We start from the raw sequence: 9,075 nt of genomic DNA, 5'->3' as shown, positions 1-9,075 counted from the left end.
AGTTGAGAAGTCCATTTCATCATTTTTTAAATCTTATTTAGCGACAAGTCTAATAGCTAACTCTGTTTTACCCACGCCACCTTGCCCAGTCACATCGGTAATTGCCACAATATCATTTGCTTGCAATAGCTGACGCAATTGTTCTATTTGCTCATCCCTCCCAACAAACTTACGAGCTTGACTCTGTAGGATATTATGCGGGATATCAAACGGGTTGAAATGAGATTTTTCAATATCTCCATGCCAATTGCGCGAATAAAAATAAGTCGGCAGTTGTTTTTTATCTAAACTCTTAAATCGCTGCTTAACTGCCTCGGTAACTTCCGTCATATTCGGGGGGAAAGTCCCATTAGCTGCTGCAAAAGCCTCCCACACAGCTTGAGAAAAGTATCCTGTTTTATTTTCAGAATTTACCTTTGCTGTCTCTCCTTCCCGCGTCGCCAGTAACACAAATTGTTGACTATCTGTCCTTGGCAGTCCACTCAAAAAAGCTTTACCACCTAAGTTAGTTGGTCTTCCCCTCGACTCTAAAACATAATTGGCACAGGCATCAATAATACAAATATGATTCCGAATCTGAAAATTATCGGAACCCAACAAAACTAATAAAGAATTCAAATCTAAATTCTGCCAATTCTGTTTATTTGCATCAGCACAAAGCAATCGGCGCTCTCGTTCTGAGGTAATCAAACCATGTCCTGCCCAAAAAATGTAGAGTAAATCCCCTGACTTTGGGGATAAAAAGTTAGTCACAATGTCGGAGATATTTTTCTCTGTCGCTAACTCTACAGTTAATCCACATTCCCCAATTAACTGATGATTTTCTTCCAGTGCTGATAAACATAACCGAATATTCTCCTTCGGTACACCGCGCCGATGCAGCCAATCAGCAAATTTCAGCGCGTCATCGGCTGGCCCCCCACCCTTCACATTCCATTCAGATTCGTGGTACTTTTCAATACCGACAATTAACCCAAATGTCCGCTCAGGTTTAGCCATTAACTGCATGATGATTTAGTTTCTCACCTCCTATGGAAAATGACCTAACCCCCTAATCCCCCTAACCCCCTTCCCTAGCAGGGAATCTACCGTGTACACACTTGAATTACCCCCCTTAATCCCCCCTTGGAAAGGGGGGAAAAAATAAATCTAGTTCCCTCCCCTTATAAAGGGGAGGGTTAGGGTGGGGTAAACCATTATGGCAACCTCGAAATAATTGCCTCCCAGGTTTTAGCATTTGTCCAATAAGCACCGTGGGAACGGGGAAATGGTTGTCTGCTATCCACTTGCACATCCTGCACTCTATCAGGAAAAATCCTATTACCCACGTAACTGAGAAAATCCCGTAAATCGTAGATATTCAACCATTCAGGGAAATGCTCTGGTAATAACTGTCCATATTCTAAGCTGTAGAGGGCGTTAATCTCATATAAAAATGGTGCTTGGGAACCAACTGTTACCAATAATTCCACCTGAGACAACTGCTGTTGCACTAGCAAATCTACACAAGCGATACCTCCCAAACTATGGGCGAGTAAAACCACTGGCGGTTCTGCTTGTTGAATTTGTTCCTGGATAAACGCCCTGATTTTTTCACCCCGCGTCTGATACAACAAAATATCACCAGGCATAGGCGAAATTTTATCAGTTAACTCAAAGCGGTTTCCTCTGACATAATTTGTTCCGCCGTGCTGCGCTAGTTCAACAAATGGCTTTAATAACCAGCCACCCAATCCTAACTCTGCCTCTGTCAAAGCCAGAGTCAGCAATTCCACAACTTTATCCCGCAATTGGGCATCGGTGAGTATGGGGGGAAATTTTTCTTGCTGTTCGCTAATAAACATTGCTTGAGCTACAATTGCTCTAGCTATTGGTGCATAATATTCACTCAAATCAGATTCGGAAACTGTGAGCAATGCCCGTTGATATGGTTCACTGCGAATCACAGCCTCTTGTGCTTCTGTAAATATCTCTGCAATTCCCGCCTCTTGCAACTTAGCTTCCAGTCCCAATGTCGGTGTGAGACTCGCTACACGAGATTGTAAAATATCCCCTGGATCTTCCCCAAAAGCATTTTCTGATTCAATAGGTTTCAAAGACAACAGCCGCAATTCATACAAAGGGTCACGGTATAATTGCCGCCACAATACAATATCTGCGTCTTCTTCTGGCTGAGATAAAGCCAGTGTCGCATCTTCCAACGGTACTGATACCCGATTATCATTGAACCTTGCACCTAATGCACCCCAAAGGCAAGGAGCAACTTTGATGTCAGGACGTTGAGCGTGAATCTTTTGCTCAATTATCTCAAAGGTTTCGTTGTATTCTCGTTCTCTAATGCCCGTGCCATGTACAAATATTACAGTGGTCATTGTTTATATCAGGGTGGCTAGCGATGCCTGGGTTGGGCTACGCCTACGGAAAGCTTCTCCCCTGTATTATTCCACGTTCTCTGATACAAGAAAACTTATGGCGATCGCCTGTGATATCATGTCTGCATAATTAGTTATGCTAACCACAGTCATTACACCCCACCCTAACCCTCGCCGCTCTTTGGGGTGATTCGGGTTTAATAAGCAATCAAGCGGACATGATTGATATGAGAGGTTATTCCAGAACTTGGGGCTTAAGCCCCAAGTCTTACCATGTCACCTTGACAAAGCTACCTTAAACCTTAGACGTGAGAAATCTTGATATTTCCGCGTGTGCCAACACAGCAGCAGGTTCGCGCTGGAGAGCGTTATAATACTTTCTCTCGAAGGTATTGCCCGTCTCTAACGGTATAATCAGCGTGCGGACATCAGCAATCAACTTTTCAAAATCCTCTATTGCTATCGGTTCATCTGCTTCGAGCATTTCATCAACTTGCACAACCATCTCAGAAATGCGATGTAGCCAAGCAAATTGTTCATGAGCGATAACTAGCTGAAGTAGTTCTCCGCTTGATACTCGTCCACTAACCTGTTCGTAGGCAATGCGTTCTGTATCCAACAACATCTTATGAAGGTGGAGTAATTTATTTCGTAAATCACGCAGATATTGATGTTGACGTATTCTTTGTGAAAGTGTGTTAGAAGTCAATGTTACCCATCCTTTCGTTATGATAGTCTTGAATGGCTTAAATAATTGCTGCGTCAGTATTCATCACAAATAGACTGTAGCGAACAACTGGTTGGTTGAGTGATACGCTAGCGATGAGGAGCATATCCAATGATGGCGTAGCAAGATCCCGGCAGGTTGTTTACGGGAGCGGCACTCAACATACATCGCCACTTCCTCACTGTCTTGTGCAAACAGCATGATTAGCCATCTGCCCAACTTCAGTTCATGTATTCGGTTTCCTTGTTAAGACGCATGACAATCAACATATCTTTTTATAACTGTTGTATCTTATATTTGATTACTCATATATTAGCATAAAATTATAAGAAGTACATAGTGTGGAACCTATCGAGAAAATATCAATTATGGGAAAACTGTCTTAATGTCCCTAGCATACGTAATTCTAGGTCTTCTTCAGCAGCAGGAAATGACGGGCTATGACCTCAAAACGAGCTGCTTTGATCAATGCATTGCCCATTTGTGGCCAGCAGACCAAGCACAAATTTACAGAACTCTCGATAAGCTAGTTGAGCAAGGCTGGATTACCTGTACAATTGAGATTCAGCGTGATCGCCCCAACCGCAAAGTCTACAGCGTAACGGAGCCAGGGAAAGCCGAATTTGCCCGATGGCTTGGGACTCATCAGCCCTTGCCGACTGTACGAGAACCTTTACTCCTCCAGTTGCATTTTGCAGATCAGTTGCCGAATGACACTATCATTTACCTACTGGAAGAACAATTAGCGGCTCGAAGCAAAAAGCTTGCTGAATGTGAAATTATTGATTTGCCATCACTTGGTGATGAGTCTGCCAACCGTGAGCAAGTAATGCAAAGGCTTGTGCTGGAGTTGGTGATCCGAAGAGAACAGACTTATATTGATTGGTTGAAGATAGCGCTCAATGTTATCAGTCACCAAAAGCCTTATGCATCAAATTATCAGATTCTTTGATACTCCTTAGCACTAAAGCGACGGGGATTCCTGTTTCAACCGTCTTCTTTTGGATGATTGACTATCTTCTGTTTAGATACGTCCACAGGCTCAAAATTATACTATAGAGCGTTTTCACCAGAAACTTTGCGCTAGCATCTCAAAAAGAGGAAGCCGTTGGCTCTAGCTCGTTTTTCTGTAACTCTGATAAATCAAGGCAATGGTAACAACAGCAATCAATCCTTATCTCGATCGCAATTTTGCTCCAATCCATGAAGAAATCACCACCGACAAGTTGCGAGTCATTGGTGAATTACCCCTTGACTTATCGGGGATGTTTGTCCGAAATGGCCCTAACCCTCAATGGAAACCCATCGGTGAATATCACTGGTTTGATGGGGATGGGATGTTGCATGGTGTGCAAATTAGCAACGGCGTAGCTACTTATCGTAACCGCTACGTCCAGACAGCCGGATGGAAAAAAGAACGAGTTGCGGGTAAGGCTCTCTGGAGTGGGTTGTTAGAACCACCACGAATGGATAACCCCCACGGCGGCTACAAAAATACTGCCAATACTGCCTTAGTGTGGCACGCGGGTCAGATGTTGGCGCTGAATGAGGGAGGTAAACCTCACGCCATCAAGCTTCCTGAATTAAATACTATTGGCGAATATAACTACAATGGTAAGCTGGTTTCTGCCTTCACAGCCCATCCCAAGGTAGATGCAGTGACGGGCGAAATGATGTTCTTTGGCTACTCTGTGTTTGCGCCACCGTACCTGCAATATAGTGTGGTTTCAGCACAAGGCGAATTGTTGTGGACAGTGCCAATTGACCTGCCAATGGGGGTGATGATGCACGATTTCGCCATTACTGAAAACTACACCATTTTTATGGATTTGCCGTTGACTATTAACCCAGAAAGAGCGCAACGGGGAGAACCTGTAATGATGTTTGAGCGCGATCGCTCTAGTCGCTTCGGCATTATACCACGTTACGGTAATAACGGTAATATCCGATGGTTTGAGAGTCCTGCTTGCTACGTCTTCCATACCCTCAATGCCTACGAAGACGGAGATGAAGTGGTGCTGATTGCCTGTCGCATGAGTTCTACTACTGTTTTGAGTTCTGATGATTCACAACCAGATCCAGAAGGAAATATCCCGCGCTTGTATCGCTGGCGATTTAACCTCAACACAGGGACAGTGCGTGAGGAAATGTTGGACGATGTAGCTTCAGAATTTCCCCGCGTCAACGAAAATCTGTTGGGGCGACAAACCCGATATGGCTACACTAACAAAATGGCGAATAGTCCCCTACCTTTATTTGAAGGTATCATTAAGTACGACTTCAGCAGTGGAAAGTCCCAAACCCACAAATTCGGAAAAGGGCGCTATGGCGGTGAAGCTGTGTTTGCGCCGCGTCCTAGTGCAACGGCTGAGGATGATGGTTGGCTTGTGACTTTTGTCCACGATGAGAATTCAAACACTTCAGAATTAGTAGTGGTGAATGCCCAAGATGTCACTGCTGAACCTGTAGCGCGAGTGATAATTCCTCAACGAGTGCCTTATGGATTTCATGGTACTTGGGTTGCATTAGCTAAATAGGAAGAGGAAGAGGAAAAGGAGCAGGGAGCAGGGGGCAGGGTGTGCTTTGCAGGGAAGAAAGTTTCCCCTTTTCCCCCTGCTGCCTTTCCCCACCTCAAATTATTTATCCCTATACCCACCAGCGTAATCAATTACACAAATTGTTCTATATAATTTGTGAGTTCCATAAGCAACACCAGATACTTTAAAAGCGCCGTTAAAAATGTTTGTTCTATGACCGCGATCGCGCACACCATCATCAATAATTAACTGCATGACAATATCTTGGGCGGTGTTTGGGCCATAACTGATATTTTCGCCTGCGGTTGTTTGCCATCTACCATAGCGGTTGATACGAGTAAAAGGGTTGCTACCATCGCTACCATCATGGCCTGTGACACCTTTTGGGCCTTGGTCTTTAACATGGTCTTTTGCTCCTAAAGACATACCTTTAGATGCACTCAACGCCCCTACAGGACGTGCTGATTTCAAAAATGCGATCGCTTCATCAACTGCTTTGACTCCTTCTTGAGTTCGCAAATAGGTATTATTATAAATTTTGACTCGGTTCCCCTCAAAGCGCTTTCTATAGTTTTCCAAAATCGGGAGATATGATTTGGGATTTGTTCGTACCTTATTTGTTTCAACAATTACCTGTTGTTCCAGTGGTGAAAGATAACTCGCCTTTGCTAATAAAGTCGGAGTGCTAGGTTGAACTACTGCTGGGTTAGAGTTTGCCACAGATGGGTTAGATTGCAACAGTTGATTTGAGCAACCGAATATCAGGGTAACTGGCAAAAGTACCCAAAATTTCATGCGATGCATTCATTACCTCACAATTTTTTCTATGGATTAATTTAGTGAATTAGAAGAAATAATAATTTTCAACACACACATAAGTTTGTAAACGCTTCTTTATTCATAATTTTAGAAGCGGCTTATTATCAGACATTAGAACTTCGATCAGTCCCCTAAGAAGAACATAAATAAGTTTATCAAGAGTATAGATAAGGCTGCTATCGTCTTTGTTCCTTGAGTCTTAAAAAAGATTGCTTAATACATGTTGTAACCTACCTAACAGTGGAACCTAAAGCACAAAAAAATATTTTCCCGCCTGTTTTTAAGTACAATAACTCATAACCTTCGGTATTTTTCCCCACTTCCCAACTCCAATTATTTATCCTTATAGCCATCAGCGTACTCAATTACACAAATTGTTCTATATACTTTGTGAGTTCCATAAGCAACACCAGACACTTTAAAAGTATCATTAAAAATATTTTTTCTATGACTGCGATCAGGCACACTATCATCAATAATTAATTGCATGACGATATCTTGAGCAGTGTCATAGCCATAAATGATATTTTCGCCTGCGGTTGTTTGCCATTTACCATAGCGGTCGATCCGAGTAGAGTAGGTGCTACCATCGCTACCATCATGACCTGTGGCACCTTTTGGGCCTTGGTCTTTAACGTGGTCTTTTGCTGCTAAAGACATACCCTTAGATGCACTCAATGCTCCCACAGGAGGTACTGATTTCAAAAATGTGATCGCTTCATCAACTGCTTTGACTCCTTCTTGAGTTTGCCAATAAGTATTATTAGAAATGTTGACTAGGTTTCCCTCAAAGCGCTTTCTGTAGTTTTCTAGAATCGGGAGATATGACTGGGGATTTGTTCGTACCTTATTTGTTTCAACAATTACCTCTTGTTCTAATGATGAAAGATAACTCACTTTTGATATCGAACTAGTTTGTGAAACTACTGCTGGGTTAGAGTTGGCTTCAGACGGGTTTGATTGAAACAGTTGGTCTGAGCAGCCAAATATCAACCCAATTGGCAAAAACACCCAAGATTTAAGGTGACGCATTTATTACCTGACAATTTTTCTGTGGATTAATAGTTTGAGTGAATTAGACAAAATAAATCTGCAAACGCTTCTGTGGCATCTTGTAACCTCGATAATACTAAAACATAAATAACAACAAAAATTTTTTCAATTTCTGATATCTGCTTGCAAATTCATACTTTGAGAAACCAGCGTTGCCGATACATCAGAACACCAACAGCCCACCATAATAACACAGTGACTAGAGCAAACAATAGGGAACCATTCAAAACTCCCGCCCAAGATACAAAAAAATTCTGGTAAATCCAATTGTAGGTATTGGGAGCGTCTTTGCCTGTGCCGATAGTGGTTTTCACTAAGATTTTAATCAATAAAACGGATGGAACGAAAAGAGCGATCGCATTTAAGCCCATAATTTCAAAAGGTTTACTCCAGCGACGATGCGCCCGTACTTCAATGAGTTCATAACAAGCTGCTAGCAAAAGTAACGCCCAACCGCTAGTAAAGATTACATAGGAACTTGTCCACAGCTTTTTGTTGATGGGGAATGTCCACCCCCACGCCCAACCGATAATTAAACAACCAACTCCAAATAATGCTAAACCTATACTTGTGCGTGACTGTACAGGTTGAGTGCGTATCCATTGACCAGTAAAGTAGCCAGCGAGGACGCTTACTATCGCAGGAATAGTACTGAACAGTCCCTCTGGATCTCCCATAAAGTTGAAACTATCACCTTTATATAGATGTGCTTTGGGAATAATCAAACGGTCAACATAAGCGCCAAAATTACCTTCTCGCGTCAGAACTCCTGCGCCAAAATCGGGCACTGGTACGTACATCATTATTAGCCAGTAGCCGATAAGTAGCACAGCTGCTAGTATCCATTGACCTTTACGCGGGAGGTTGAGAACTATTAAGGAAGCCAGCAGATAGGTAATGCTGATGCGTTGCAACACTCCCATAATGCGGATACTACCCAAGTCAAAAGTCCAAACACCTTGATTCCAAAAGCCATTTAGTAGCAATCCCAAGGCAAAGAGAATGGCGGCGCGGCGTAAGATGCGCCAGTAAATAGCTGAGGTTGTATTACCTTCGGTGTATTTTGACAGCGAGAAAGTCATCGCTACACCAACAATGAAGAGAAAGAAAGGGAATACCAAATCAGTTGGTGTGCAACCGTGCCAATCGGCGTGAGCTAAGGGAGGATATACATCATCTGCGACTCCCGCCATATTGACGAGAATCATTGCAGCGATGGTAATGCCGCGAAAAACATCCAGTGAAGTCAGGCGCATAAGCGGAATTTTATGTTAGATGAGTATCTAAGTACAGCATTTCATTAATTCGTAGCGAATTAAATTTGGCAATGCCAATGCATCGGCTGATATCATGTCCGATAAAATATTTATCATTAAGACCGCAGGGGGCAGGGGGAAAGAGGCTTGTGGGATTTTTGCACAGATACGGTAATCATAAGTGATTCACCGGACTTGATATGACAATGCCAACGCATTGGCTAACAATACCAATGCATCGGCTGACAATGCCAATGCATCGGCTGACAATGCCAACGCATCGGCTGACAATGCCAACGCATCGGCTGACA

The 9,075-nt window shown here is 43.0% G+C and carries 8 protein-coding genes; 2 read left to right on the top strand and 6 right to left on the bottom strand.

Annotated features, from left to right (window positions below; all coding sequences use genetic code 11):
- Positions 1–33: 33 nt before the first annotated feature.
- The 3 genes from ACFE90_RS32250 to ACFE90_RS32240 form a co-directional block, all read right to left on the bottom strand.
- Positions 34–999 (bottom strand): hypothetical protein, encoded by a 966-nt coding sequence (locus ACFE90_RS32250; protein WP_375506393.1) that lies wholly within the window; start codon positions 997–999, stop codon positions 34–36.
- Positions 1,000–1,196: 197 nt separating this feature from the next.
- Positions 1,197–2,372, bottom strand: coding sequence for a hypothetical protein (locus tag ACFE90_RS32245; protein WP_375506392.1), 1,176 nt, complete (start codon positions 2,370–2,372; stop codon positions 1,197–1,199).
- Between the two features lie 295 nt (positions 2,373–2,667).
- On the bottom strand, positions 2,668–3,081 hold the full coding sequence (locus ACFE90_RS32240) for a hypothetical protein (protein WP_181373946.1): 414 nt from the start codon (positions 3,079–3,081) through the stop codon (positions 2,668–2,670).
- A gap of 403 nt (positions 3,082–3,484) precedes the next feature.
- On the opposite strand from ACFE90_RS32240, the gene ACFE90_RS32235 reads away from it, so the two are divergent.
- Positions 3,485–4,051 (top strand): PadR family transcriptional regulator, encoded by a 567-nt coding sequence (locus ACFE90_RS32235; protein ID WP_375506391.1) that lies wholly within the window; start codon positions 3,485–3,487, stop codon positions 4,049–4,051.
- A gap of 199 nt (positions 4,052–4,250) precedes the next feature.
- The gene (locus ACFE90_RS32230) at positions 4,251–5,636 is read left to right on the top strand and encodes a carotenoid oxygenase family protein (RefSeq protein ID WP_375506390.1); all 1,386 of its coding nucleotides are present in this window, start codon (positions 4,251–4,253) and stop codon (positions 5,634–5,636) included.
- A 99-nt stretch (positions 5,637–5,735) separates the two neighbouring features.
- On the opposite strand, the gene ACFE90_RS32225 is transcribed toward ACFE90_RS32230, so the two are convergent.
- The 3 genes from ACFE90_RS32225 to ACFE90_RS32215 form a co-directional block, all read right to left on the bottom strand.
- Complete coding sequence (locus ACFE90_RS32225; protein ID WP_375506389.1) at positions 5,736–6,440, bottom strand: CAP domain-containing protein; 705 nt, start codon at positions 6,438–6,440, stop codon at positions 5,736–5,738.
- Positions 6,441–6,788: 348 nt separating this feature from the next.
- On the bottom strand, positions 6,789–7,487 hold the full coding sequence (locus tag ACFE90_RS32220) for a CAP domain-containing protein (RefSeq protein WP_375506388.1): 699 nt from the start codon (positions 7,485–7,487) through the stop codon (positions 6,789–6,791).
- A gap of 152 nt (positions 7,488–7,639) precedes the next feature.
- A complete protein-coding gene (locus tag ACFE90_RS32215; RefSeq protein ID WP_375506387.1) occupies positions 7,640–8,764 on the bottom strand; it encodes an acyltransferase family protein in 1,125 nt (374 codons plus the stop codon).
- Between the last annotated feature and the right edge of the window lie 311 nt (positions 8,765–9,075).

This window comes from uncultured Nostoc sp., assembly GCF_964245445.1.
In the GTDB taxonomy this organism is placed as follows: Bacteria; Cyanobacteriota; Cyanobacteriia; order Cyanobacteriales; family Nostocaceae; genus Nostoc.
Note: the sequence above shows the minus strand (reverse complement) of the source record. Positions and strands in the feature narration are given on the sequence as shown.

Coding starts and splice junctions, on each gene's coding strand:
- ACFE90_RS32245 (WP_375506392.1), bottom strand. CDS start 2,372: ATGACCACTGTAATATTTGTACATGGCACGGGCATTAGAGAACGAGAA.
- ACFE90_RS32250 (WP_375506393.1), bottom strand. CDS start 999: ATGGCTAAACCTGAGCGGACATTTGGGTTAATTGTCGGTATTGAAAAG.
- ACFE90_RS32225 (WP_375506389.1), bottom strand. CDS start 6,440: ATGCATCGCATGAAATTTTGGGTACTTTTGCCAGTTACCCTGATATTC.
- ACFE90_RS32215 (WP_375506387.1), bottom strand. CDS start 8,764: ATGCGCCTGACTTCACTGGATGTTTTTCGCGGCATTACCATCGCTGCA.
- ACFE90_RS32220 (WP_375506388.1), bottom strand. CDS start 7,487: ATGCGTCACCTTAAATCTTGGGTGTTTTTGCCAATTGGGTTGATATTT.
- ACFE90_RS32235 (WP_375506391.1), top strand. CDS start 3,485: ATGTCCCTAGCATACGTAATTCTAGGTCTTCTTCAGCAGCAGGAAATG.
- ACFE90_RS32230 (WP_375506390.1), top strand. CDS start 4,251: ATGGTAACAACAGCAATCAATCCTTATCTCGATCGCAATTTTGCTCCA.